Origin of the sequence: Clostridium sp. AWRP, assembly GCF_004006395.2 — a bacterium.
Classification (GTDB): domain Bacteria; phylum Bacillota; class Clostridia; order Clostridiales; family Clostridiaceae; genus Clostridium_B.
Window position 1 is genome coordinate 4,198,356 of record NZ_CP029758.2, and the last position, 24,579, is coordinate 4,222,934.

A 24,579-nucleotide genomic window follows, 5' to 3' on the forward strand; every position below is an offset into this window, starting at 1 on the left:
GTCTAAATCTATTGAACTTATCTAGAGATACAACTATTCTTTCCTCCACCTTGAAAAAAATCAGATAACTAAAGTCTATGATTTTGTGCAAATTACTTTTACAAAGTTCGGTGGAGTAATGGGATAAAACTTAACTTAATAGATATGGCATATTTTTTATATAAATTAAAATTAAAATAGAAAGAAGCGATTAAAAAGTGAAGAAACTTATTAAAAACTTCGTATTATTTTGCGCAATTTATGCAATTGCTCAAAGCTCTCACTGCACAATTGCATTAGCTGCAAATAATATGGACAAGTCTTCTGAGGTATCAACTGTTACCGCTTCAACTAGTTTAGATACTAATAAAGATATTTCTAATTCAAAAACTATTGATGGTAACACTAATAGCAGCTATGATAAAAGCACCAGCGAAAACAATACTCCAGAAAAAGCTAATTCAAACGTTAACCAAAGCACAAACTACGATACCATTGTAAAAGTTAGTATTCCTGTAAACAAAAAGTGGAAAGTAAGCTTTAACCAGCCAGTAGATGTAAACTCCTTAAGTGGTAAAATAAGACTAGTTGACAATAATAATACTGAAGTTCCTCTAACTTTATCTTCACCAGATTATGGAATGTCAGTTATCGTATCACCTACAAATGTTTGTAATCCAGACACAGACTATACCTTAACTATAAGTGGGAATATAGTATCCAAATATAACAGAACACTTAAAAATCCTACTGTAGTAGAATTTAAAACAGCCCCAGTTATATCTTCTATAGACAACATAAGTGTAACTATAAATCAGGAAGATGAATACACTCTACCTACAAAAGTAACTGCTAAAATGTCAAATGATACTACTACTTCTGTAAATGTATCTTGGAATAAATCCGTAGACATGACAAGCATACCAGGTGTATATGCTTATACAGGTACTGTTGATGGATATAGTAAACCAATAACGTTAAATTTAACCATAAAAGCATTCCAACCTGTACCGTCTATTATGAATGACTATAGAATTCAATCTCAAATTGGGACAAACCTTTATAATTATCTTATGAATTATGATAATAGACAATCTGTACTAGACAGAGCTATTGAACTTCACGGTGGAGACACAAGTAATAACTGTGTATATTATGCAAGTGAAGCTCTTAGAAGAGCCGGAATGACTGATCTTCCAGAAGCTGTAGCAAATACTAAGCAACTTACATCCCAGCTTCAAAGCAGAGGATGGCAAACTTCTACAGATTTATCTAAACTTTTACCAGGAGATATATGTTTTACCATTTCTTATGGGAATGGTCCTACGCATACATATACATTCATGAAATGGGTAGATCCAAAAAGTTTTGATTATGCATATATTTGTGATAATCAAGGTTATGACTACAACAATAATGCCTACCATAAGAGAAATATAGATTTTCAAACTCCAACAAAAGATGCTATATCTTATTTTATGTATTTAGCATAAAATATTAAAAATGACTGATACATTAATTACTTAGTGTATCAGTCATTTGCATTTATCAGATGACTACTGTTTATTTAAAATATCTATTCAACAATCCCTGGAAAGCAGCTCCATGTCTTGCTTCATCTTTACACATTTCATGTACTGTATCATGAATTGCATCATAGTTTAATTTTTTAGCTAAAGTAGCTAAATCCTTTTTTCCTTTACAAGCACCTGTCTCTGCATCTACTCTCATCTGCAAATTTTTCTTTGTATCAGGTAATACTACTTCTCCCAATAATTCTGCAAATTTAGCTGCATGCTCTGCTTCTTCAAAAGCTATTCTTTTATATGCTTCTGCAACTTCTGGATAACCTTCTCTATCAGCTTGACGGCTCATAGCAAGGTACATTCCTACTTCAGAACATTCTCCAGTAAAGTTAGCTCTCAATTCTTCTAATACTTTTTCATCTACACCTTTAGCAACTCCTATTTTATGTTCATCTGCCCAACTAATCTCGCCTTCTGCCTTTTCAACAAATTTATCTGATGGTGCACCACATACAGGACATTTTTCTGGTGGATTTTCACCTTCATAAACATATCCACAAACAGCACAAACAAATTTTTTCATTTAAAATTCCTCCTTAAAGTTATTTCATATAATTTTTATTTCCCTTGACATAAATTATTATATAATATTAATTATTGTTTTGCAATAGTTTTTATAAAATAATTTTCATTTTATATAAAATAAATACATTATAGGTATACCTATAATGTATTTATTCTTATTTGATTAGAAGGTTCAATTTTAAAACCTTTAAGCAAATGCTTCATATATATTTTTATCCTAAATAACTCAAAAAATTTATCGGTTTTATTAATTTTTACTATCTATTTAAAAATTGTTCTAGATTAACTATTTGTTGTTCATATATTCCAAACCCTACTTTACAATTTTTTTCATTGAAAGCTTCTATATTATAACGCAATTTTTTACCTTCAATTGATATTAATGTTACTTTTATAATAACTTTCATATTTGCAGGTATTGGTTTTATATGTTCAACATCAATTTTAGTTCCAACAGGTCTATAATTTTTAGGTATAACATCGTCTACTATATGTAAAGTTGTATATTCCATATACTTTATCATAGCAGGCGTAGATAACATAACAACACCTTTATTTCCAATAAAATTAGCTGTATCTTCAGGCTTTACTATATACTCACTAACATATGTGCTTCCAACTTTAAATAGTTTGCTAAAATCCATTTAATCATCGGCTCCTTAATTGTTTCCTCTTTCAGCTATAGGTACAATAGGACGAACCCTACTTGTAAGTAATATAACAGCACCAAGTATAGATATTCCTGCACCTAAGTAGAGTGCACTTGTATATCCGTGAGCATCAACCATAATTCCAGTAAGAAGTGGAGCTAATATACCTCCAATTGTAGCAAAGGTTGCATAAAGTCCAGTAATTTTACCTGCATTAGTTGAAGAGAAAATCATTGGCATTGAATAATATCCACCCATAGTAAGACATAATACTCCATTTGATATAGATATCAATACTACTGCTGAAATAGCACTAGAAGCCTTAGACCCTAGTATAAGCAGAACACCTGCTCCAACCATACCAAGAAGAGGAAATAATTTTCTTCCCATGTTATCTCCAAACTTTTTAGCTGCTTTATCAGCTAACCATCCACCAAATGGATATGTAAAAGTTGCAACAATATAAGGCATCATTGTATAAATAGCACTTGTACCCATTGCAAATCCTCTACCTTTAACAAAGTACGTAGGAAGCCATGTCATAAATAAGTAAAATAAATAGTTAGTACAGAAAAATGAAAGTGCACCCGTCCATACAGATGGAGTAGAAAATATATCTTTTGAACTTAAAATAGTTCTTTTTCCTGAATTTTCTGATATATTATCGTCTACTCTTATATATTGTAATTCCTCTTTACTTACACTAGGATGATCTTCTGGTTTATCTTTTCCAAACTTCCACCAAATAATTACCCAAATAGGTGCAAGAAAAGCAAAGGAGTGAAATACCATCTGCCAACTCCAAGTTTTTATAATCCATGCAGAGATAGGCATAGCAAGAGCAATTCCCATAGAAACACCCATTATACTTATTCCCCATGCTAGTCCTGATTCTTTCTTTGGTACCCATTTTGCAATAATTGTAGACATAGCCGGTAACGAAACTCCTTCTCCCATTCCCATAACAATACGAATTACTATCATAAGACCTAAGGTTGCTCCAAATGGGGTTAAGAAAACAAATACTGACCACCATATCGCACCAAACATTACAACTTTGCCTCCACCAAATTTGTCAGCTAACCATCCACCTAAAATTTGAGTACAAGCATAACCAATGAAGAAAGCTGTAGAAACCAATCCAAACTGACTTGCATTCCAGTGAAAGTAATTCATCATAGAGGGACCTGCCATTGACATACATGATCTATCCATATATAAAATCAAGTAGCACAGAGTTAAAAGTAAAACAATCTCCCACCTCTTCTTACCAACGCTTTTACCAACGCTTTCAACTTCTGAAATCATATTCATTTCTCCCTTCTATTTAATCTATTAATTAGTTTTATTTTTTCCTGTTAAACTATACCATAATTGTGGAATATTTTATCGAAATATGCTAAAATATTAACAAATATGAGTATAAATTTACAGGGAGGTACACTATGAACTTAAATCAATTATATTATTTTAAAAAATTATCTGAGATACAGCATTTTACTCAAGCTGCTAAAGAATTATATATAACCCAACCAAGTCTAAGCGAAGCCATTTCATCCTTAGAAGAAGAAATTGGTTTAGAATTATTTCATAGACAAGGTCGAAAAATTAAACTTACGAAATACGGAAAAGTTTTTTACCAATACGTGTGCAATTCTTTAAGTGAATTAGAAAAAGGGATTGAATGCCTAAAAGAATCATCTGGTATTGTTGGAGGAATTATTGATATAGGATGCATTCCTACCTTATGCGGAAATTTTTTGCCAAATGCAATAAACAAGTATTTACATACTGTAAATTTAAAAACCAAATTTAACATTTTTACCGGCATGACTTTAGATGTTATAGCTGGAATCAAGTCAGAAAAATATGATATCGGCTTCTGTTCCATTTTGGAAAATGAACCTAACATTGAGTTTATTCCAATTCTTGATCAAGAACTTGTCCTTGTTGTAAACGATAAACATCCATTGGCAAAAGAAAAAATCATTAATTTGCAAGATATTGGTGACTATCCATTAATCACATATCGACAAAGCTTACCTATTGGCAAAACTATAATGGAACTCTTAAAACCTTATGGCCTTCATGTAAGTTATGATTTTGACGATGAAATAACTATTGGTGGAATGGTATGTTCAACAAATGTAGCTGCTATTACTGCACGTACCTCTTTTTTACTCCAATTTCATAAGTTAAAAATTATAAAACTAAATACACCAAACAATACACGTACAGTATATATGGCCTATAATAAAAATAATTACCATTCTATAGCTGTGAAAATGTTTTCAAATTATATGATTAAAAAGAGTAAAAGTCATAAAGTTAGGACTGCCAATTAGCATGCATTCTCTCTAAAGGGATTTTAACAATTGCTTTATCTTTCATATATGCATAAATTTCAAATCCCCTTTTACATCTAAAGGTACATTCAAGGCATGGATCTTCGTCACAGTAAACATATGCATCTTCATCTGCCAAAGCAAATACAAAAGATGTCTTTTTATGATTTGTCACATACTTTAACTGTCCACCTGTAAATGTCCTAAGATAAATCCATTCAACAGAAATAGCTTCATTCTCTATTTTCCAAAAGACTTCTACCACATTTTCATTGTACCCACCTGTAATTTTGTAATCAATAATTATATCATCTGAAACTTCTGAAGGATTTTTTGTAGAAAGTATCTCCATTTTTTCATCACAACACATTGGAGATATTCCCTTTCCCATGCTTGTTAACTGAAATACATTTCCACAATGTTTACAATGATAAAATATTAACTTGGGGCACACAACCCTTGGTTTTGTGGTTTCTCTTGATCTTCTTGGACCGAATTCTCGCCCTTCCAACTTGACTCCTCCTGTCTACTCATTCGAACTTTCAAATCCTTTGCCAATAAATTTTTTTTCACCTTTCCACTGTCAGTTCTAGGAATTTTATCTATAATCTCTAGGTGTTCCGGCCAATATCTTTTAGGGATTTTTTCCTTTTCCATGTACTCTAAAAGTTCTTCTAATTTCAGAGAATTAACTTCTTTTTTCAATACAACATAAGCACAAATTCGTTCACCTAGGCGCTTATCAGGCATTCCAATAACTGCCTCATCTTTAATTAGTGGAAATTTTGAAATATACTGACTTATATGGTTAGAGTTAAGATTTTCACCACCTCTAACAATTATGTCTTTTTTTCTCCCAATGATATTAATATTCCCACTTGTATCACTTACACATAAATCTCCACTATAAAACCATCCTTCATCATCCAGTACCTTATTTGTAGCTATTTTATCACCTATATATCCTACAAATACATTTGGACCTCTCGATACTTCTTCCCCCAGATTTCCAGGTAGTATTTCTTTTCTATTTTCATTTACAATTTTAACTTCTACACCTTCCATGGTCCTTCCTGCAGTACCAAATGTTAACTCAATATTTTCATCCGGCCTTACAAATACATGGGGAACACTTTCCGTAGATCCGTAAACTTCACATAGTTTTATTCCATATTCATAGGCTTGTCTTACCATTTCTTCCGGTACCACAGCTCCACCACAAAGATAAAATTTTAACGAACTAAGGTAAAGTTCATCCTCTCTAATATTTTTCAAAATATCGTATATAAATGGTGTAGCTCCCATTGACCAGGTACATTTTTCTCTATTCATAAGTTCTATTGCCTTTTTACTTTTAAACTTTTGCTGTAAAACCACTTTTGATCCAATGAGCATAGGTGCAATAATTCCATGGTGAAATCCAGTTGCATGATTTAAAGGTGCCGGCATAAACATGATATCATCTTTTGTAATGCCAAGTTCCTTACTAAAGTATTTCTCACTAAATATTATGTTGTTATGGGTCAACATAGCTCCCTTTGCACATCCAGTAGTACCGGATGTACAAAGAACAGCCGCAACATCATTGCTATTAACTTTTATTTCATCTTTTAACTTTAGTGGAAAATGTGATGATAATATTTCTGTCAAAGTAGTGATACTGCTTTCCTTCTCTTTTAGATTGTCAAGTAATACAATGTGTTTTAAACTTTTTATGTCCATTTTGACTGATAGAATCAATTTTTCATAATTTGTCTTGTTATACCATGTAGGGCAAAGGAAAACTTTACTTTTACATAAATTCAAAAGATACAAAACTTCCCGACCACTATAGCACATGCCAATCGGGTTAACAACAGCTCCTACCTTCATACATGCAATAGTAACAATTACAAATTCACTCCATACTGGTATTTGAAAAGAAATAACATCTAGAGGCTTTACTCCAATGCTGAGAAAATAGGAAGCAACAATACCTGCTTTTTCATCCAATTGCCCATAGGTATAGCGGTATCCTCTATCATCTACTACAAATTCCTTATCTCTATACATTTTTACCGACGTATGCCAGTAATCTAAGAGTGTTTTTTTACCCCAATAGCCCATTTTTTCATACAATTTTTTTTGGCTATCATTTATTTTAATTTCATCCATCACGTCATATCTCCTTATAAAAAGAACACAATTAAAGATTTTTTACTGAACTAATTTCCTTTATAAGTGCTGGAACGACTTCAAATAGGTCCCCTACTATACAATAATCTGCCACTTCAAATATTGGTGCAGTTTCATCTTTATTAATTGCAATAATTGTATCTGAAGAGCTCATTCCAGCTAAATGCTGTACAGCACCGGAAATTCCACATGCAATATATACTTTTGGAGAAACTGTTTTGCCTGTCTGCCCTACCTGCTTTGTCTGTGGAATCCATCCAGAATCTACAGCAGCTCTTGATGCTCCTATTGTTCCACCAAGTAAATCTGCAAGTTGTTGTAACATCTTAAAGTTTTCTCCATTTTTCATTCCTCTGCCGCCAGATACTATATACTCAGCTTCTTCAAGCTTGACTCCAGAATCTTCTTTGGATTTAATAAAATCAACTACTTTTGTTAAAATGGAATTTTTATCTATATTAATAGTCTCTTTAATAATTTCTGGACGATTATTTTTATTTTCCTGTGGTTTCTTAAATGCACCAGGTCTTACAGTTCCCATCTGTGGTCTAGTCTCACTGCAAAGTATCTGTGCATAAAGATTTCCTCCAAATGCAGGTCTTTCCCATACAACATTTCCAGTACCCTCTTCTACACTTAAAGCAGTACAATCTGCAGTAAGCCCCGTTCTCAAACTAACTGCAATTTTAGAACCAAGCTCTCTGCCTCTTATAGTTGCACCTATCAAAATGGTATTGGGATTATACTTGTGACATAGTTTTAAAAATGCATCTCCATATACATCTGAAGAATAATTTTTATATTCTTCTCCCTGCACAACATAAACTTTATCTGCACCATGACTGCTTGCACCCTTAACCGCATCTTCTACATCACTGCCTATAACTACGGCACATAATTTCTGCTTTAAGCCATCTGCTAAAATTCTACCTTGTCCCAGCAGTTCAAAACCAACATTCTTTGGTTGTCCCTGGAAGCATTCTATAAATACCCATACGTCTTTATACTCATCGAAATTCATAACCAAAGCCTCCCCCTTAAACTAATTTTGCTTCTAACAGCTTGCCAACTAACTCTTTTGCTGTTTTTTCAGGATTTACAACTTTCATTACTTCACCACTTGCCTGACGTTTTGGTGTGAAAGTTGCTTTTACTCTTGTTGGTGAACCTTTAAGACCTATTTTTGTAGTATCTATATCCTTAATATCATCTAAGTGAATTTCTCCTATTTCTGCTTTTAAAGAGTCAATTTTCCCCTTAATAGTTGCATATCTTGGTTTATTACTTTCTTTTGTCAAAGTACATAAAACAGGAAGTTTTGTTTCAACTATTTCAGTTCCTTCTTCCACTTGACGCTCTACTACACACTTTTGGCCTTCCATTTTAATATCAAGCACATAACTTAACCTGGAAATCTCCAAATGTTCTGCAATACTTGAACCTGTCTGTCCTGTATCTCCATCAATTGCCTGTTTACCTACGAATACAAAATCAAATGGTCCTAGTTTTTCAATTGCTTTTGATAAAATATAACTAGTTGCATAGGTATCAGATCCTCCAAAAGCTCTATCTGTAACTAAGTATGCTTTATCTGCACCCATGGAAAGGGCTTCCCTTAAAACTTCTTTTGCGTTATCAGGTCCCATGGAAATTGCTGTTACAGTAGCTCCATATTGATCTTTTAAACGAAGTGCTTGCTCTAATGCATTTTTGTCAAATGGATTTAGAATACTTGGAACGCCTTTTCGAATTAATGTATTTTTAACTGGATCAATTTTAATTTCTGTTGTATCAGGAACCTGTTTTATACAAACAACGATGTTCATTTCTCTTCCCCCCTACTTATATTCCTTCTCTAATGCACCGGCTATTGTCATTCTTTGAATCTGATTAGCTCCTTCAAAAATCTGGAACACTTTGCAGTCTCTCATAAGCTTTTCAACTGGATATTCCTTGCTGTATCCATATCCGCCGAAAATCTGAACTGCATTTGACGTAACTTCCTGTGCACAATCAGATACAAATGCTTTAGTAATGGCACCTTCTTTACGAACAAGATTTCCATTATCCATTAACTTCATAGTATTATTTACAAGTGCTCTAGAAGCTTCTATTTTTATTGCCATATCTGCAAGCATCTGTTGTACCATTTGAAATTTAATTATAGGCTTGCCAAACTGCTTTCTTTCTTTTGCATACTTTACAGATTCATCCAAAGCCCTCTGCATAATACCTACTGCTAATGTAGCAACAAAAGCTCTAGATAAGTTAAGAGAATTTAATGCAAGTTTAAATCCTGAGCCTTCCTCTCCAAGCATATTAGAAGCTGGGACTCTTACATTTTCAAAAGTAACATCTGTAGTATTTGATAAACGAAGACCCATTTTGTCTTCATGTTTTCCAATAGTAATTCCCGGTGTATTTGCATCTACTATAAAAGCTGAAATACCTTTATTGCCTGCTTCAGGGTTTGTTTTAAAGATTCCTACAAACACAGAAGCCAGTGCACCATTAGTGATAAATGTTTTTGTTGCGTTCAATATATATTCATCACCATCTTTTACAGCTGTTCCTCTCATTCCTGCAGGGTCAGAACCTGCATTTGGCTCTGTAAGAGCGAAACCCGCAAAATTTCCTTTTCCAATTATATCTGCAAAATATTTGCCCTGATCTTTGGTACCAGAAAGAATTACATTTCTCAAAGCAACAAATGTAGTAACAAGTGTAATTGCATATCCTGCATCTACCTTTGCAAGCTCTTCAAAAATCATAGCTGTAGTTTCATAACTCAGTCCTGTTCCACCATATTCTTCTGGAATCTCAAGCATATGAAGTCCCATATCAAAGGCATATTTAAACAATTCTCTTGGACATTCGCCCTTTTCATCCAGCTCCTGAACATGTGGTTTGATTTCATTTTCTGCCATTTCTTTTACAAGAGCAATTAATTCTTTTTGTTCCTTTGTATATAATAAGCTCATTAATTTTAACCCTCCCCATTATTTTTTAGCAGTTTCAATCCAGCTACAGCTCCTTCGTTTATGTATTCTTCAACCTCACTGCTGCTGTAACCCAATTCTTTCATGATTTCCTCTGTATGTGCACCTTGAGGTTTACAAGTTTTTATTATAGGTTCCGGCATAGAACCAAATAAAATTGGATTAGTAGGAACCATTCTTTTTCCTGAAGGGTAATCTACTTTAGTTAAAATATTGTTTGCCCAAACCTGCTCATCTTTATAAACATCCAAAGGCTCATTTGCTGCTTCACACGGCAGCTCATTTTCTTCAAGTATTTTCAACAAATCATCCCTATTAATCTTGGAAATAGCCTCATCAAGTATATCTACTACTTCATGATTTAGCTTATCTGAATTTATTTTTGCACAATTATTGTATTTTTTATTTCCTACCATATCTTTAACATCTAATAAATTCATAATTTTATCGTAATCTCTATCATATTCAGGACAGCACATTACAACCCACTTATTATCCTTCGTACGATAACAGTTATTAAATGGATTTGGAACTTCTTTTCGGCTCTTTGGATATTCATTTCCATATTGTGCTGAAATCATAGCAACGCTTAACATAAATGATGCAGCATGCTGAAGACTTACAGTTATCTTATCTCCTTTTCCTGTCCTTTCTCTATTAAACAAAGCTCCGCATATACCAGATAAAAGACATATTGAAACCTGAAAATCTCCATATCCATTAGGTGGATTCATTGGAGAACCACCTTTATCTACTGTTGTGCCTAAGACACCTCCTCTTGCCATATAGCAAGTAGCATCAAAACCCGGTCTATCTTTTGCAGGTCCCTTTTCTCCATATCCTAAAACCTGTGCAAAAATAAGTTTTGGAAATTTTTCTTTTAAGGTATCATAATCCATACCTAGTTTCACAAGTGATTTTGTTCTTGTATTTGTAATAAATACATCTGCCTTTTCTAACAATTTATAAGCAACTTCTCGTCCACTTTCTGTTTTTAAATTTATAGTGATAAATCTCTTATCCATATTTGCCACATCAAATGGCAAATTTTCTTCATCACTAAAAGGCATATTAAATACTGAACCCTGTCCTCTTGCTGGATCCCCTTTGGGGGCTTCGATTTTAATTAAGTCAGCGCCCCATTCTCCCATAATCCTAGCAGTAGTAGGAGCTGCTAAATATGTGGTTAAATCTACCACCTTAATCCCTTTTAAAGGTTCCATTTTTATCCTCCTGCTCTTATATTTTATTTATAGCCTTTTGAAAATTTCAAAAGGCTATAAAATAAAACAGTAAATATTTCAAGTAAAAAATTACTCTTCTTCAGTATTGCCTCCATTAGCAATAAGTTTTCTTGAAGCTGTTAATCTTTGAACAGTTCTAGGACCTTCCTCTAACCACATTGCACGACAATCACGATATAATCTTTCAACTGGACCATATTCGCATTCTTCAAAGTATCCAATTCCTCCAAATATCTCTAACATATAATCAGATACTAACTTAACAGTGTTGATACTATGAAGTTTACACATAGCTGCTTTCATTTCAATTTCCTTACCAGCTTCATAATCTTTTGCAAAATCGTAAACCATTAATCTAAGTGCATGTATTTCAGTTCCCATATCAGCAATTGTCTGTTGAATTGCTTGTCTCTTAACAAGTGGTTTTCCAAATGTCACTCTGTCTTTTGCTCTCTTAATTGTCATTTCTAACATTCTCTGAGACATACCAAGATTACTTACTGCAATATGAGCTCTAGATACGGATAAAGAATGCATTGCAATCTTTAAGCCCTCGCCTTCTTTACCAAGTAAGTATTTCTTGTCAAGTTTCATGTTAGTGAATTTTAATCCTGCATGTCCAGCTCCACGGCAGCCCATCATATGAGGCATTGGAACGATTTCATAACCAGGTGTATTAACTGGTACGAAGAATGCAGATAATCTCTTATCCTTTGGAGCATCTGGGTCAGTGACAGCGATTACATATGCAAACTCACAGCAGTCCGTATGGGAAATTAATGTTTTTTCACCATTCATGATGTAGTAATCTCCGTCTTTTACAGCTCTTGTATGTAAATCTGCTCCTGTACCACCTGTTTCTTCAGTTAATGCAAAGCATGTGAAGATTGTTTTATCTTGAAATTTATCCATATATTCATCTTTTAATTCTTTACTTCCAAAGTCATCAAGAATTCTCCAGTTTAAATCCATTGCATAATGAAGATGCATACGCATTCCACCTGGTCCTCTGCTGAACTCTTCTTGTACCTGTAAAATTTGTGTCTCACTTAATCCCCATCCACCATATTGTTCTGGCAATGCGCATCTGTATAAATTGTTTTCAATTGATAGATCAAAAAACTTCTGAGGAAATTTATTAGTAACCTCAACTTCTTTTTGTATTTCTTCAAAAGGTCCTTCAGCTAAAGCTCTAATTTGTTTCAGATAATCCTGAAATTCTTTTTCATTTAATTTTGACATTTTATTTCCCCCTTGTGTATTTTATAACAATCTTTATGTTTTTATTATACTTAAATTCAAAACATATTACCAATAGTTACCACCAATGTTATAGTTATCTTTTATAGTTATTGCCTATACATAATATATTAATTTTACGGATAAAATCTACCAAAATTGTCTTATACAAAGGGTTGAAGTGAAATAATAAGGATTTGAATGAAATGCTTTACGAAAATATTTAGTTAGAAATTTAAAATTTTTTGAAAATAATATATTTTCAATTTTTATGTATAAAAAGTAGAAAGCTATTGTTAATAAAAAGATTTTTATTAACAATAGCTTAATGAAAATTTTTAAAATTTTCTTATTTCATCTAATATACTATTTTCTACCTCATTGCAATCTGGAACATAGCTTTTAAGCAATTTCATGTTACCTTTTAAACTATATTCTCCGAGAGAAGCTGGAATAAGCACACTGTCTCCTTTAAATATATCTTCAAAACCCCCGCTGTAAACTATCTTGCCCTTACCATCAACGCAGGTAAATATATAAAATCTTTCTCTATCACTTTTTTCTGCTGCCTCAATTTGAATATCATATAACTCCAGAGAAATTTCTCTTGATAAACAAAAATAAGTTTTTTTATAACCATCCTTTTTTATACTAATACCTCTACTCTTATTTCCTTTCAATTTTAGATTTACCACGTCTAAGGCTTTATTAATATGTAACTTTCTTCCCCTTCCATAGTCATATACTCTGTAAGTTATATCACTATTTTGTTGAATTTCTACCAATACAACTCCTTCACATATGGCATGCACAAGACCGCTTTTTATAAAATACACATCACCTTTTTTAACAGGAATTCTGTTCACATACTTTTCCAAGTTTCCATTGTTTATAGCCTTTTTAAATTCATCTATGCTGCATCCATCTTTAGCTCCAACTATCAAACTTGCCCCTTCAAATGCTTCAATAACATACCATACCTCTGTCTTTCCTGAATCATTTTCTACTTTTTTCGCATATATATCATCTGGATGAACTTGTATTGAAAGTTTCTCCCTGGCGTTTATTAGTTTTACAAGAAGGGGAAATCTATTACCTTTAATTTTTGTTCCCAATAGCTTATCTCCTTGAGTCTTAATAAGATCATCAAACCTAATTCCTTTAAATCTTCCATTCTTTACTATGCCCATACCATTTTTATGACAGGCTATATCCCAACTTTCTCCTATCTTACCTTCAGGAAGGTTATTTCTAAAAAGTTCTAAATCTCTGCCTCCCCAAATTTTATCATAGTATAAATTTTCAAATTTTATTGGATACACACCAAACATCTCCTTATATTTCAAGCTTATACTTATATTATAAATCAATCTTAGATAAAATTTACATAAATACAAAAAGTTTAATTTTAAATTAATAAATTACTTTTTTACAATATGATAGTTTAATATATCAGTATATTGCATTAAAGTAACCTGTTTATCCTCATTCACTTTTTATAACTTTTATCATAAAATACTACTATAATTTGTATTTTGGAGAGTTGAAAATGAAACATTATATGTGTCCCTTTACTCGCTGTGGTATGAACTTTTCTAACAATATTTCTCAGATGGACTTGAATTTAGATGAGTACGCTTATCCAGACAACTTCAATTCTGCACTAAAGTTAATAGAAGAAGCTATTTCTGGAGAAAGGAAAGATGAGCTTTTTTACGACTATTTAATAAAAAATGCCCCTAAAAATGGATCTAAAAAGATTATATCTGGTATAAGAGATAATGAAAAAAAGCATAATAAAATGTTTAGATTTATTTACTATGAACTAACGGGAAATATGATTCCCTCTCCTGAAAATGTAGAGTTTAATACTCCCGATTCTTTCTGCAGCGGCATTAAACGTGCTTTAAACGGAGAACTAAATGCAGTTGTAAAATATAGAAAAATATTATTTGCACTCAATAACAGAAAACACATAAACATGCTTATTGAAATAATAACAGATGAATTAAGACATGCTAATCTATATAACTTTATATATACGTCAAACTGTTCTAATGAACAATTCTAACTCAACTACTATGTATATGTAAATTTTTTTCATTGATTTGTAACTATATAACTTACAATAACATACTATTTAATTAAGAGTAAAAAATAGGAGTTGTGTACATGTACGATTATGATCACTTCAGATTTGATGATGAAGCTAAAGAAGATGATGGGTCCGAAGAATTGGATTATTTAGACGATGATTTTGTATGTCCTTACCTACGATTTTCCTCAAACCATACACCTATGTGTATGAGCAGACAACGAGATAACTTTCCACCAGGACCTCCTCCAGCTAATATTCCTCAAGCACCTCAAAACTTATCATCTGGTTCAAGTGTAAAATTTGTAGATCCAGGTTCTATAAGACGATGCTTATTTAAGTTCGTTTATATTTGGCCAAATAGAGGCAATGGATTCTGGGCATGGTTAACTCATGTAGGAAGAAGATCTATTTCAGGCTATAGATGGCATAGAAATAGATGGGTTTATTTTGGAATGGATTTACGTCAAATAAGAAGTTTTATGTGCCAGTAACATTTGTCCTAAAAATATAGCTGACATAGTTACCAATTAAAAAATAAGCTTATACTCAGAATATTTTTTATAACCTTCAGCTCGTTAAAAATTTAAAAGAGCTTCATTATTATAAAAATATACCTGCGTATAAGCTGACTTTTAAGTTAGAGAAACTATATAGTGATTCTAATTGAAATCACACTTAGGAATCCTATATTATAAGAAATTTTTTAAACATTATATGAAATATTATTAGGAATATGAGAAAAAACGCCAATAGCCTATGATCCATAAGCCATTTTCCCTTCATATTCCTACTTTTAAGTCCATATATTCCTAAACATGCTGTTGCAACCATAACTACAGCTGCAGCAAGTCCCGGTATAGAAATTCCCTTGTATTTATACATAAAATAACCATGGCACACTACAGCTATAACTCCTATAATTCCAACCAATTTGTGATATTTTACAATGTACTTCATAAAAACTTTATATACACGCTCATACTGTTTTTTATCTTTGGGTAACTTCTTCATATACTTCCTATTTACGTACTTTATAAAGAAATTAAGGAGTAGTATAAAATAAGCCCAAAATCCAACCCAACCTAAAAGTTTTCCAAGTTCTTTCATAATCTTACCCTCCCAACTATAATGTATTTTTAAAGCAATAACTAGTCAGCACGCTAGCCTATTTTCTTTCAAATGCCTAAATAATTTAGTGTGTCATTTATATTAATTTCATATAATATATATTAGAGGTGTGAATAAAATGTCTTGTTTAAACACAATATCCCCTACACAGTTTGCAGTACTTAGTACTTTTATAGCTATTGTTATAACTAAAGATAAAAGTGCAGATGAAATAAATGTTCTTGGAAACGTAATTGCATCAACTGGAGCTACTGTGCTTTCTATCGCAGCCCAGATGCAGTACCTCGAATCAATTCAGAGTAAAAAAGATCAAATTCATGACTTAAAAAAGCAACTTAATGACCTAAAATAGCTGCATCAAGACATAATTTTCTAGGTCAAATTATCTTAGTTAAAGTGCAGTTTAGCAATATACAGCTTGTACATAAAATATTTATGCATAAGCTGTATATTATTAATTTTAGCATCTGAAATTCAATTCTAACTCGCCTTTACTTACTTAACAATTTAACTATAGCATCTCCCATTTCCCTAGTTCCAACAAGTTTCATTCCATCGGTCATCATATCTCTAGTTCTATAACCATTTTCAAGTGTCTCTGATACAGCTTTCTCAATAGCAGAAGCTTCTTCATTTAGATTAAATGAGTATCTAAGCATCATGGCAGAAGACATTATTACAGCTATAGGATTTGCCGTGTTTTTCCCTGCAATATCCTGCACAGAAGAATGTATTTGATTTGGCTCAAACATTCCCAGGCTTTTCTCTCCAAGGCTTGCAGCTGGCAAAGTTCCAATAGATCCAACTATTTGGCTAGCTTCGTCTGCTATAATATCTCCAAATGCATTTGATGCCAATACTACATCAAATGCACCAGGATTTTTTAAGATTTTCATTGAAGCACTATCTACATATATGTGTTCTAACTCAATTTCAGGATAATTTTTTGCTACTTCATTTACAGTATTTCTCCAAAGCATGGAGCTTTCTAAAACATTAGCTTTATCAATACTAGTTACCTTTTTTCTTCTTTTAAGTGCAATTTCAAAAGCCTTTGAAGCTATTCTTCTAACTGTATTTTCACTATAGCACTCAACATCATAAGCTTCTTTTCCATCTTTGCCCTGTCTTACTCCTTTTTCACCAGAATACATTCCTCCGGTTAATTCTCTTATTATAATCATATCAATACCATCTTTTACAAGTTCAGACTTTAAAGGGCAATCATTTTTTAATGATCTTTGCAGTACTGCAGGACGCAAGTTTGCGTAAAGTCCTAATTCTTTTCTCAAAGTCAAAAGTGCTTTTTCCGGTTTCTTATTTAAAGGAAGATTGCTCCACTTATCTCCTCCTATTGCTCCAAGCAAAACTGCATCACTTTTTTTACAAATATCTAAAGTTTCTTCTGGAAGGGGCTTGTCATATTTATCAACAGCTGCTCCTCCTGCACAAACTTTTGTGTATTTAAACTCATGTGAAAATATTTCTCCAACTTTATCTAATACTTTAACAGCTTGTTCAATAGCTTCAGGTCCAATTCCGTCTCCTGGTATTAGTGCTACATTGAATTTCATCTCATTTTCCTCCAAATGTTTATTAAGAATTTATACGCAATTCATTTATACTACTCATCTGCTAATCTATAGCCTACCCCTACCTCTGTATATATATACTCAGGCTGTGCAGGATCTTTTTCTATCTTTCGTCTTAAGTTTGCCATAAACACCCTTAATGATTTGGTCTCACTTCCCAAGGATGAACCCCATATTTCACGAATAATAAAATTATGAGTCAGCACCTTTCCTGAATACTTACATAAAAGTGCCATTATTTTATACTCTATAGGAGTTAAATGTATCTCTTTACCTTCTACAGTTACACGCCTTTTATCAAAATCTATAAATAGCTTTTTTACCTTAAAATTATTCAATATCTCATGTTGATCCTTGTTTACAATAAGATGCCTTAAAGACACACGAATTCTAGCAAGCAATTCACTTATACTAAAAGGTTTAGTTAAATAATCATCTGCCCCCTTATCAAGTGCCTCAACTTTCTGTCTTTCATTTCCTCTTGCAGATACAACTATAATGGGAATATTGGACCATCCCCTTACTTTTTCTATAACTTCAATTCCATCAATATCTGGAAGACCCAAATCTAGTATTATAAGATCAGGATTATGTGACATTACAAGAGAAATGCCCTCATTTCCCTTATCTGTTTCAATATATTTATATCCCTGGGAAGATAAGGCTGCTGTAATAAAATTTCTTATTGGTCTGTCATCTTCAATTACAAGAATATAAGGCTTACTATCCATCACTCTTCCTCCTTACATTAACTCATTACTATTACTTTCCCCTTTAGGGATATTAAATCTAAAAATAGCCCCTCCTTCTTTTTTATTTTCAGCTTCAATTGTACCACAATGGGCCTCAACTATGGATTTACAAATAGTAAGTCCAAGTCCCACACCACGTCTTGAATCTGCTATACTACTTCCATTGGTAAAAAATCTATCAAATATATGGGGCAATATTTTATCTGATATTCCTATTCCATCATCTATGACTTCAAAAAACACACTGTCTACACTTTCATAAACTTTTATTTGTATAAACGATTGTTTTTTAGAAAATTTTGCAGCATTCTGAATTAAATTTATAAGTACTTGCTCAATTAAATTTCCATCCATAGGAACCATTATAAGTTTCTTTGGAACATCTACCTTTATTTTATGATCTTTAAAATATTTAGAACTTCTTTGAACTGCCTCTGATACTACTTCCTCCACCAATTCTAGATTTTTATTGATTTTCATATTCCCCTCATCAAATTTAGTCATACTAAGGAGATTCTCTACAAGACTTATAAGCCATTCTGTATCGTCATAAATACCATTTAACAAGTCTTCCTTGGTCTTTTCTGGTATAAATTTACCGTTTTCTATAATAGTACTTACTGCTCCCTTAATTCCTGCAAGGGGACTTCTTAAATCATGGGAAATAGATCTTAAAAGATTACTTCTAAGTCTCTCACGTTCAATTTCCACTTTAGATTTCTCCTGCTGCCCTACAAGTATTTCTCTATCAAGTGCAATAGCCATTTGGCCCGTTACAGTTTCTACAATAAATTTCTGATCATGGCTTAAAAAATCTTTTTCACAGGAAACTCCAATGACTCCTAATATCTTATTTTGCACTTTTATTGGAATATAGTATCCCCTTGCCCTATAAAATGTATCTGTACCAGAACCAGCTTCCTTACCTTTCAAAAAACTCCAGTAAGCTACAGCAGCTTCATCTTTATTTAAAATTAAGTCATCTTTTTTTGATTCATCCAAATAATATACAAAAGGAGTTGAAAGCTTGTTATCTATAGATAAGTAACATACCACAGTCCTGTCCACAAGTCTTGATAAATATTTTATAGCTATGGAAACTACATCAGAATTTCCAACTGCACTTAAAAGTTTACTAGTCACCCTGTACAATGTCTGTGTTCTCTTTTCCCTGGTATAGGACTCATCCGCGTCTTGTTGAATTTTATTTGTCAAATTTCCTATTATAAATGACTCAATAAGTATCATTACAAATGTAATCAAATAATTTTTATCATAAAAATGAAAAGATCTCTTGGGCTGAACAAATAAATAATTAAATATAGATACACCTACTAAAGAAGATATTATCCCCATTAAGTAACCCGTAGTCTGCATATATACGATTATAACACCTAAAATAAAAATCATAATAACATTGGCTTCTGAAAAACCCACATAGTCAAAAATCATAGCAACACAAGTTACTATTAATAAAATTAAAACAGCTTTAATAGCTTCCTTTAAGGATAAATTGAATTCTTTACTAAATTTCTTAGTAATCTTGTCCCTTTTCCTATCATATAGTGAATTTGGTATTACATAAACATCAATATAAGAATTAGAATCCATAAGTTTATCTACTACATCTTTTGCATAAAAGTGAAATACCTTACTTGTTTTTTTGTTGTTCTTACCTATTATTATCTTAGTTATATTTCTAAATTTTGCATATTGTATAACCTGATCTGCTATGTCATCCCCATATATTGTAACTACTTCTCCGCCTAATTGCTCTCCTAAATTAAAATATGAATTAAGTCTTTTTCTATCTTCCTTATTTAATTTCTGAGATTTAGTAGTCTCTACATATACTACTATCCATTTTGAATGATAAACTTCTGCCATTCTTGCAGCTGTTCGTATAACCCGAAGAGATGAAGGCGATGAACTTATACATGCAAGTATTTGATCGGAGGCAGGTACTACAGTAATCTGACCTTTCGAAAGCCTTGCAGTTTCAATTTCATAGTTTACTCTATCAGCAGTTTTCCTAAGGGCAATTTCCCTTAAAGCATATAAAGTGCTTTTAGTAAAGAAATTATGAAAGGCACTCTTTACCTGATTTCTTGCATATACTTTACCATCGCTAAAACGCTTTAAAAGTTCATCTGGTTCTATATCTATAATTTCAACTTTATCTGCGTTATCAAATACCTTGTCTGGAATAGTTTCTCTTACGGAAATATGAGTTATACTTTCAACTACATCATTTAAACTTTCAATGTGCTGAACATTTAACGTAGTATATACATCAATTCCAGCTTCAAGAAGCTCCTCTATATCCTGCCATCTTTTTCTATGTCTTTTTCCCTTGGCATTAGTGTGAGCAAGTTCATCTACAAGTATTATCTCAGGCTTTCTTGAAAGTGCTGCATCCAAATCAAATTCTTTTAAAATTACCCCCCTATAATCTATAACTTTGGTATTTATACTCTCAATCCCTTTAGTCAAATCCATAGTTTCTAATCTTTCATGGGATTCAATATAACCTATCACTATATCTTTTCCCAAATTTTTAATGTCATGGGCTTCTCTAAGCATGGAATAGGTTTTCCCAACTCCTGCGGCATATCCAAAAAATATTTTTAATTTTCCTCGTTTACCTTTACTCTCTTCTTTTTCCACTTTGCTTAAAATACAATATGGATCAGGTCTTTCATTATAATCTATAATAATCGCCTCCATATAGAACTTGTATCACGTATTTATTTTCTCATTTTTGTAGATAAAATGTAACTTGTTTTTCATAAAATTTATTGAATTCAATTCTACCACCCTCAACTTTCTTTACAAAAACCACTATAAATACAACAATAATTATACATAATATTATAACACCCATCTTCTCCATGATACTATCACCTACTTCTCCACTTATTCAACTCTAATACTATGATTTCAGATATAAAATTAGAGTTAAGATAAACCCTACCTATGTAAAAATTGCATAAATGTTTTATTCCAAAAAAAGAAATCCACAAAATGTGAACTTCTTTCTTTATTTTATATTTCTTTTACTATATCGTTTAATTTTTTGTATATCATCATTATTGTTTTGTATTGTTTATTTGTCCTTCTTCATACGTATTTAATTTTCATCTATTATATAAGGTACCGTAACTATTGCTATATTTCTTCTTTTAAGAAGAATGGTTTTAATCAATAATGCAGTTTGATTGTGCAAAATATTTCCCCACCATTTAGTAACTACAAATTGTGGGAGTACAACAGTTATTGTATCCTTAGGTCCCGCAGAATACTCTTCAGAATCTATAAACTTTGCAAGAGGTTTTATAATGCTTCTATAAGGAGATTTTTTAACTATTATAGGTATACCTATATTATATTCATTCCATTTCTTTAAAAGTTTATTAGTGACCTCATCATCTACAGAAACATGAAATACTATTATATTCTCAGATATAGTTCTAGCATAATTTAAAGCTTTCAGGAAAGATTTATTTAAGGTATCTATAGGTACTATTACATACCTCTTTTGTCCCTCAAAACTTACCTTCTCATATTTTCTCAGTTCATCCATGGAAAGCCTCAGCTGCTGTGCAACTTTTAAGTAATGTCTTTTTATTTTTTCCATAGTATATACAATTATAGGTATAAGTATGAAAACTACCCATGCACCACGGGTAAACCTGGTAACTCCTATAATAATAGTTGTAACAAAAGTTAACACTCCACCTAATCCATTTATAAATGCCTTGTGTTTCCATCCATTTATTTTAATTTTAGTCCATCTTTTGAACATACCGCACTGAGATAAAGTAAATGATATAAACACTCCTACAGCATAAAGTCCTAGCAAGTAGTGAGTATCTCCCTTAAATATTACAACTAATATAGCAGCTAGCAAACCAAGCATTATTATACCATTAGAGTAATTAAGTCTTTTACCACGTTTTGCAAACTGTCTTGGGGCATATCCATCTTTAGCCATAAGAGCAAGCAACAGCGGAAGTCCTGCAAAAGCAGTGTTACACGCCATAACAAGTATAACAGCTGTAGCTGCCTGAATTATATAAAATAAAACTCCTCCATTAAATACCTGCCACGAAATCTGAGCAACTACAGTTACATTAGAACTTGGAACAGCATGATAAAGTGCAGCCAAATAGGAAATTCCACCAAACATTAAAAGTACTATAAAAGCTAAAAGCATTAATACAATCTTAGCATTTTTCTGTGATGGCTCCCTAAAGTTTGGGACTCCATTACTTACAGCTTCTACACCTGTTAAAGCTGTACATCCTGCTGCAAAAGCCTTTAAAAATAGGAATATGGTTATAGTTCCAGAAACATCTGGTATCTTATAACTGGATTTAGGTACATATCCCATAAAATTTATTTTTATTACCCCCCATATAAGCATAACTAATATTAAAAATATAAATATATAGGTTGGAACTCCAAATACCTTCGAAGATTCTCTTATTCCTTTTAAATTTCCAATTACTAAAATTGTTATAAGTGCTAAAGTAATAGTAACTGTGTGTGGAAGCAAGGATGGTATTGCTGAAGTTATAGCTGCAGTTCCTGCCGAAGCACTTACTGCTACAGTCAATATATAATCAATAATTAAAGAAGCACCTGCTACAAGACCAGCGGTTGTCCCTAAATTATCCGTTGCTACAATATAAGAACCTCCACCAGCTGGATAGGCATCTATAGTTTGTCTATATGAAAATATAAGCATAAACAGCAAAAATATAATACATAGCGAAGCATAGAGCATATATCTATAGGACAAAAGACCCATAACCGGCATAAGTATCAATAATATTTCTTCTCCAGCATAAGCCACAGAGGAAATAGCATCACTTGACATTATTGGCAGTCCCCAAAATACATTGAACTTTTCACCTTTTAATTCTTCAGTTTTTAAGCTTTTACCTATAATTGCATTTGAGACATTTCCTAAATTTAAATTCATTTTTAACACCTCCTAAACGTAAATTGAATATATTAATAAACTCCTTGCCAAAAGCTAATTTCTTAATTTCGATTTTATTATATTACCACCTTGAACATAAATTTTGAGTTAAGATTGTACTTGCCTGTATAAAGATTCTATAAAGATTTTATTTTAAAGTGCATGAATACATTTTCACAATCTTATTTCATCTCGAACTTAAAGAAGACTTAAGCTTTCGCAGATATTTTTTATCCATGGGAATATAAAATAAAAGAACTGATGCACTAATTAATTAGTATATCAGTCCTTTTAAGACGTATATATGTTTTTAAATAATCAATAATTGATAGTGTAAAGTTGAAAATTATCTTTCTTCCCTTGAATATGAAATACCTAAAGCTTTAGGCATAGCTGAAGGTCTACTTTTAGTTTCTCTGGTTGTAAAGATTAGAACTACAAAAGTAAAAATATAAGGAAGCATTTGTAGTATGTATGTAGGAATAACAAAACCAAAAGCTTGAAGGTGAAGTCCCAGTGAACTTATAATTCCAAAAATGTAAGCTCCTACTACAGCACGAATTGGATCCCACAATGCAAATATCACAAGAGCTATGGCAATCCATCCCCGCCCTGCTGTCATATTTTCACTCCATGAAGGAGAATAAGCAAGAGATATATAGGCACCTCCTGCCCCGGACAGCATACCACCTAAAATAACACATATATATCTTACCAAAAAAATATTTATTCCTGCAGCATCTGCAGCACCAGGATTTTCTCCAGCGGCCCTTACTATAAGTCCCGATTTAGTTTTATAAAGCACAAACCAAATTACAAAAACCAATATAAAACTCAAATACACCAAAAGATCATTTTTGAAAAGTATTGTTCCTATTACTGGTATTTTACTTAAAAGTGGAATATCTATAGCTTTAAATGAAGCAGCTGGAAGCGCTCCTATGTAAGATTTCCCAAGGTATGCACTAAGTCCCGTTCCAAATATAGTAAGTGCCACACCACTAGCTACCTGATTGGCTTTTAACTTTATAGTGAGAACAGCATGAAAAAATGCTAAAGCCGCACCAGCTGTAATCCCTGCTATAAATCCCAACCATTGATTTTTAGTATGAATGCTAACTATAAATCCTGTCACAGCACCTACAAGCATCATGCCTTCTACACCTAAATTCATTACTCCTGCTCTCTCTGATATAAGTTCTCCAAGACAAGCATATAATAAAGGCGTTCCTGCAATAACTCCCGCTGCAAACACTGAAATTATAAAAGTACTATTCATG

Annotated in this window: 23 protein-coding genes; 5 read left to right on the forward strand and 18 right to left on the reverse strand. The window is 32.3% G+C overall.

Features of this window, described 5'->3' with window-relative positions:
• Window positions 1-197: 197 nt before the first annotated feature.
• A complete protein-coding gene (locus DMR38_RS19580) occupies window positions 198-1,472 on the forward strand; it encodes an Ig-like domain-containing protein (protein WP_127723177.1) in 1,275 nt (424 codons plus the stop codon).
• A 70-nt stretch (window positions 1,473-1,542) separates the two neighbouring features.
• Here DMR38_RS19580 and DMR38_RS19585 read toward each other — a convergent pair whose 3' ends face one another.
• From DMR38_RS19585 to DMR38_RS19595, 3 genes are all read right to left on the reverse strand, one after another.
• Window positions 1,543-2,088, reverse strand: coding sequence for an NADH peroxidase (locus DMR38_RS19585; RefSeq protein ID WP_127723179.1), 546 nt, complete (start codon window positions 2,086-2,088; stop codon window positions 1,543-1,545).
• 259 nt (window positions 2,089-2,347) lie between these two features.
• The gene (locus tag DMR38_RS19590) at window positions 2,348-2,734 is read right to left on the reverse strand and encodes a thioesterase (RefSeq protein WP_127723181.1); all 387 of its coding nucleotides are present in this window, start codon (window positions 2,732-2,734) and stop codon (window positions 2,348-2,350) included.
• A gap of 15 nt (window positions 2,735-2,749) precedes the next feature.
• Window positions 2,750-4,048, reverse strand: coding sequence for an MFS transporter (locus DMR38_RS19595; protein WP_127723191.1), 1,299 nt, complete (start codon window positions 4,046-4,048; stop codon window positions 2,750-2,752).
• A gap of 137 nt (window positions 4,049-4,185) precedes the next feature.
• On the opposite strand from DMR38_RS19595, the gene DMR38_RS19600 reads away from it, so the two are divergent.
• Window positions 4,186-5,085 carry a LysR family transcriptional regulator gene (locus tag DMR38_RS19600; protein WP_127723193.1) on the forward strand — a complete coding sequence of 300 codons (900 nt, stop codon included), beginning with the start codon at window positions 4,186-4,188 and terminating at the stop codon, window positions 5,083-5,085.
• Here the strand turns inward: DMR38_RS19600 and DMR38_RS19605 are convergent.
• From DMR38_RS19605 to DMR38_RS19640, 8 genes are all read right to left on the reverse strand, one after another.
• Complete coding sequence (locus tag DMR38_RS19605; RefSeq protein WP_127723195.1) at window positions 5,069-5,596, reverse strand: hypothetical protein; 528 nt, start codon at window positions 5,594-5,596, stop codon at window positions 5,069-5,071. The two genes, DMR38_RS19600 and DMR38_RS19605, sit on opposite strands and share 17 nt — an antisense overlap.
• Complete coding sequence (fadK, locus tag DMR38_RS19610; protein WP_127723197.1) at window positions 5,524-7,239, reverse strand: medium-chain fatty-acid--CoA ligase; 1,716 nt, start codon at window positions 7,237-7,239, stop codon at window positions 5,524-5,526. The genes DMR38_RS19605 and fadK overlap by 73 nt, the downstream gene beginning before the upstream one ends.
• 31 nt (window positions 7,240-7,270) lie before the next feature.
• Window positions 7,271-8,281, reverse strand: a complete 1,011-nt coding sequence (locus DMR38_RS19615; protein WP_127723199.1) for an electron transfer flavoprotein subunit alpha/FixB family protein — start codon at window positions 8,279-8,281, stop codon at window positions 7,271-7,273.
• A 16-nt stretch (window positions 8,282-8,297) separates the two neighbouring features.
• Window positions 8,298-9,086 carry an electron transfer flavoprotein subunit beta/FixA family protein gene (locus DMR38_RS19620; protein WP_127723201.1) on the reverse strand — a complete coding sequence of 263 codons (789 nt, stop codon included), beginning with the start codon at window positions 9,084-9,086 and terminating at the stop codon, window positions 8,298-8,300.
• A 12-nt stretch (window positions 9,087-9,098) separates the two neighbouring features.
• Window positions 9,099-10,241 carry an acyl-CoA dehydrogenase family protein gene (locus DMR38_RS19625; protein WP_127723203.1) on the reverse strand — a complete coding sequence of 381 codons (1,143 nt, stop codon included), beginning with the start codon at window positions 10,239-10,241 and terminating at the stop codon, window positions 9,099-9,101.
• Between the two features lie 5 nt (window positions 10,242-10,246).
• Window positions 10,247-11,482, reverse strand: coding sequence for a CoA transferase (locus tag DMR38_RS19630; RefSeq protein WP_127723205.1), 1,236 nt, complete (start codon window positions 11,480-11,482; stop codon window positions 10,247-10,249).
• Between the two features lie 90 nt (window positions 11,483-11,572).
• Entirely contained in the window at window positions 11,573-12,745 is a 1,173-nt protein-coding gene (locus DMR38_RS19635) for an acyl-CoA dehydrogenase family protein (protein WP_013240541.1), read from the reverse strand.
• A gap of 335 nt (window positions 12,746-13,080) precedes the next feature.
• Window positions 13,081-14,064, reverse strand: coding sequence for a type I phosphomannose isomerase catalytic subunit (locus DMR38_RS19640; RefSeq protein ID WP_127723207.1), 984 nt, complete (start codon window positions 14,062-14,064; stop codon window positions 13,081-13,083).
• A gap of 227 nt (window positions 14,065-14,291) precedes the next feature.
• On the opposite strand from DMR38_RS19640, the gene DMR38_RS19645 reads away from it, so the two are divergent.
• Together DMR38_RS19645 and DMR38_RS19650 are read left to right on the forward strand one after the other, a co-directional pair.
• A complete protein-coding gene (locus tag DMR38_RS19645; RefSeq protein WP_127723209.1) occupies window positions 14,292-14,813 on the forward strand; it encodes a ferritin family protein in 522 nt (173 codons plus the stop codon).
• Between the two features lie 101 nt (window positions 14,814-14,914).
• Window positions 14,915-15,331, forward strand: a complete 417-nt coding sequence (locus DMR38_RS19650; RefSeq protein ID WP_127723211.1) for a hypothetical protein — start codon at window positions 14,915-14,917, stop codon at window positions 15,329-15,331.
• A gap of 193 nt (window positions 15,332-15,524) precedes the next feature.
• Here the strand turns inward: DMR38_RS19650 and DMR38_RS19655 are convergent, their stop codons facing one another.
• Window positions 15,525-15,947, reverse strand: coding sequence for a hypothetical protein (locus tag DMR38_RS19655; protein WP_127723213.1), 423 nt, complete (start codon window positions 15,945-15,947; stop codon window positions 15,525-15,527).
• Window positions 15,948-16,086: 139 nt separating this feature from the next.
• Between DMR38_RS19655 and DMR38_RS19660 the strand changes: the two genes are divergently transcribed.
• Window positions 16,087-16,320 carry a hypothetical protein gene (locus DMR38_RS19660; RefSeq protein ID WP_127723215.1) on the forward strand — a complete coding sequence of 78 codons (234 nt, stop codon included), beginning with the start codon at window positions 16,087-16,089 and terminating at the stop codon, window positions 16,318-16,320.
• Window positions 16,321-16,459: 139 nt separating this feature from the next.
• On the opposite strand, the gene leuB is transcribed toward DMR38_RS19660, so the two are convergent.
• From leuB to DMR38_RS19685, 6 genes are all read right to left on the reverse strand, one after another.
• Window positions 16,460-17,542, reverse strand: a complete 1,083-nt coding sequence (gene leuB, locus DMR38_RS19665) for a 3-isopropylmalate dehydrogenase (protein ID WP_127723217.1) — start codon at window positions 17,540-17,542, stop codon at window positions 16,460-16,462.
• Window positions 17,543-17,592: 50 nt separating this feature from the next.
• Window positions 17,593-18,291: a response regulator transcription factor gene (locus DMR38_RS19670; RefSeq protein WP_065078434.1), complete on the reverse strand. Its 699-nt coding sequence runs from the start codon at window positions 18,289-18,291 to the stop codon at window positions 17,593-17,595.
• 12 nt (window positions 18,292-18,303) lie between these two features.
• Window positions 18,304-21,024 carry a sensor histidine kinase KdpD gene (locus DMR38_RS19675; RefSeq protein ID WP_175413148.1) on the reverse strand — a complete coding sequence of 907 codons (2,721 nt, stop codon included), beginning with the start codon at window positions 21,022-21,024 and terminating at the stop codon, window positions 18,304-18,306.
• Window positions 21,025-21,067: 43 nt separating this feature from the next.
• Window positions 21,068-21,205 (reverse strand): hypothetical protein, encoded by a 138-nt coding sequence (locus DMR38_RS22025; RefSeq protein WP_175413075.1) that lies wholly within the window; start codon window positions 21,203-21,205, stop codon window positions 21,068-21,070.
• A gap of 237 nt (window positions 21,206-21,442) precedes the next feature.
• Window positions 21,443-23,299 (reverse strand): APC family permease, encoded by a 1,857-nt coding sequence (locus DMR38_RS19680; RefSeq protein ID WP_127723221.1) that lies wholly within the window; start codon window positions 23,297-23,299, stop codon window positions 21,443-21,445.
• 346 nt (window positions 23,300-23,645) lie between these two features.
• On the reverse strand, window positions 23,646-24,578 hold the full coding sequence (locus tag DMR38_RS19685; protein WP_127723223.1) for an ABC transporter permease: 933 nt from the start codon (window positions 24,576-24,578) through the stop codon (window positions 23,646-23,648).
• Window position 24,579: the final 1 nt, after the last annotated feature.

Excerpts from the sequence above, each read along its gene's own strand:
- DMR38_RS19585 (WP_127723179.1), bottom strand. The coding sequence starts at position 2,088 with ATGAAAAAATTTGTTTGTGCTGTTTGTGGATATGTTTATGAAGGTGAA.
- DMR38_RS19590 (WP_127723181.1), bottom strand. The coding sequence starts at position 2,734 with ATGGATTTTAGCAAACTATTTAAAGTTGGAAGCACATATGTTAGTGAG.
- DMR38_RS19595 (WP_127723191.1), bottom strand. The coding sequence starts at position 4,048 with ATGATTTCAGAAGTTGAAAGCGTTGGTAAAAGCGTTGGTAAGAAGAGG.
- DMR38_RS19600 (WP_127723193.1), top strand. The coding sequence starts at position 4,186 with ATGAACTTAAATCAATTATATTATTTTAAAAAATTATCTGAGATACAG.
- fadK (WP_127723197.1), bottom strand. The coding sequence starts at position 7,239 with ATGGATGAAATTAAAATAAATGATAGCCAAAAAAAATTGTATGAAAAA.
- DMR38_RS19615 (WP_127723199.1), bottom strand. The coding sequence starts at position 8,281 with ATGAATTTCGATGAGTATAAAGACGTATGGGTATTTATAGAATGCTTC.
- DMR38_RS19620 (WP_127723201.1), bottom strand. The coding sequence starts at position 9,086 with ATGAACATCGTTGTTTGTATAAAACAGGTTCCTGATACAACAGAAATT.
- DMR38_RS19625 (WP_127723203.1), bottom strand. The coding sequence starts at position 10,241 with ATGAGCTTATTATATACAAAGGAACAAAAAGAATTAATTGCTCTTGTA.
- DMR38_RS19630 (WP_127723205.1), bottom strand. The coding sequence starts at position 11,482 with ATGGAACCTTTAAAAGGGATTAAGGTGGTAGATTTAACCACATATTTA.
- DMR38_RS19635 (WP_013240541.1), bottom strand. The coding sequence starts at position 12,745 with ATGTCAAAATTAAATGAAAAAGAATTTCAGGATTATCTGAAACAAATT.
- DMR38_RS19645 (WP_127723209.1), top strand. The coding sequence starts at position 14,292 with ATGAAACATTATATGTGTCCCTTTACTCGCTGTGGTATGAACTTTTCT.
- DMR38_RS19650 (WP_127723211.1), top strand. The coding sequence starts at position 14,915 with ATGTACGATTATGATCACTTCAGATTTGATGATGAAGCTAAAGAAGAT.
- DMR38_RS19655 (WP_127723213.1), bottom strand. The coding sequence starts at position 15,947 with ATGAAAGAACTTGGAAAACTTTTAGGTTGGGTTGGATTTTGGGCTTAT.
- DMR38_RS19660 (WP_127723215.1), top strand. The coding sequence starts at position 16,087 with ATGTCTTGTTTAAACACAATATCCCCTACACAGTTTGCAGTACTTAGT.
- leuB (WP_127723217.1), bottom strand. The coding sequence starts at position 17,542 with ATGAAATTCAATGTAGCACTAATACCAGGAGACGGAATTGGACCTGAA.
- DMR38_RS19670 (WP_065078434.1), bottom strand. The coding sequence starts at position 18,291 with ATGGATAGTAAGCCTTATATTCTTGTAATTGAAGATGACAGACCAATA.
- DMR38_RS22025 (WP_175413075.1), bottom strand. The coding sequence starts at position 21,205 with ATGGAGAAGATGGGTGTTATAATATTATGTATAATTATTGTTGTATTT.
- DMR38_RS19680 (WP_127723221.1), bottom strand. The coding sequence starts at position 23,299 with ATGAATTTAAATTTAGGAAATGTCTCAAATGCAATTATAGGTAAAAGC.
- DMR38_RS19685 (WP_127723223.1), bottom strand. The coding sequence starts at position 24,578 with ATGAATAGTACTTTTATAATTTCAGTGTTTGCAGCGGGAGTTATTGCA.